1 protein-coding gene is annotated in these 1,369 nt (G+C 62.2%); it reads left to right on the forward strand.

Annotation, left to right across the window (positions count from 1 at the left end):
• Nucleotides 1-143: 143 nt before the first annotated feature.
• Nucleotides 144-1,340, forward strand: a complete 1,197-nt coding sequence (locus SB822_RS54505; protein ID WP_410858774.1) for an IS4 family transposase — start codon at nucleotides 144-146, stop codon at nucleotides 1,338-1,340.
• The last annotated feature ends 29 nt before the right edge of the window (nucleotides 1,341-1,369 follow it).

Below are 1,369 nucleotides of genomic sequence, written 5' to 3' on the forward strand. Positions count from 1 at the left end.
GCAATGCTCTCAACTTAAGCCTCAAAAGCGCTTGTATACGAGACGTCGCCCCTGTAAACTTGGTCGCATAACTCACTGATAAATCAACGATATGAACTCAAATACCGGCGTCTTCCCGACTTCTGGCTGAGTTCTCTGATTTCCTGCTTGATCCGGCGCTCGTGAATCGCGTGCGTCGTTTCCCCACTGCCTTTACCCGCAATCGCACCCTGACATTACCGCGCATGGCAGCGCTGATGATGTCGGGCATGTGTGCCAGCGTGCAGGCTGAACTCGACCAGTTGTTTGGCACGCTGGGCGGCCAGAGCCAGCGCGTGCGCGCCGTGAGTGTGCAGGCTTTCAGCAAGGCGCGGCGTGGCCTGTCGGCTGAGTTGTTCGACCTGGCTTGCGCGCGCCTCATCGCACTGGCGAAGCCCCATATCGATCCGATGCAGTGGAACGGCCTGAGACTGGTCGCCGCTGACGGCACTCGCCTGCGCGCGAGCACACGTTGTGGCCGTGAACTGCGCGCCGATCACTACGCGTTTGCGCTGTTCCTGCCGGGCCCCGAACTGACCCTGCACGCCGCGCTTCATCCGGCCGACGGCGCCGAGCGGCAGATGCTGTTCGAAGCGCTCGATGTGCTGCAGCCGAACGCCGATCTGCTCCTGCTTGATCGCGGCTTTATCAGCAACATGATGGTTGCCGCGCTCGCGCAACGGGAGATAGCGTTCTGCATGCGTGTCGATGCACGTAACTGGAACTGCGTGACTGCCTTCGCCCGCAGCGGCGAGGCCGAGCGCGTGGTGACGCTGGAAGCGCCCAGCGAGCGGGACGCCCGCGATTACGAACTGGCCCGCACGCCCACCACCGTGCGCCTGATCCGTGATGTCACGCCCAGCGGTCGTGTGCGCGTGCTGATGACCTCGCTGCTCGACGCCGGGCGTTATCCCGCTGCGTCCTTCGGTGCGCTCTATCACCAGCGCTGGCGGATCGAGGAGGCCTTCAAACGCCTGAAGCACCGGTTGCGGCTGGAGGCCGTCACGGGGCTGGACTACCTGGCGTTGCAGCAGGACTTCGGCGCGAAAATCCTCGCTGACAACCTGTGCACGCTGCTCAGTGATCTTGATGCGCCGCACGACGGTCAATGTGCCAGTCGTCCTAACCGCGTGTACGCGCTGGGCGCACTCAAGCCATTACTTGGACCCTGCCTTCTGCGTATCCGACACTGTCTGGAGAACCTCATCCCGGTCCTGGCGGTGATCCATCAGACCCGATGTCGCATACAGCCCTCGCGCTCATACCCAAGGCCGCCCAGAAAAGCGAAGCCCCACTGCCATCTCGCGTACAAACTTGCTTGATGAAGTGGGGCTTAAGTTGAAAGCATTGC

Origin of the sequence: Paraburkholderia sp. SIMBA_054 (assembly GCF_046534875.1) — a bacterium.
In the GTDB taxonomy this organism is placed as follows: domain Bacteria; phylum Pseudomonadota; class Gammaproteobacteria; order Burkholderiales; family Burkholderiaceae; genus Paraburkholderia; species Paraburkholderia hospita.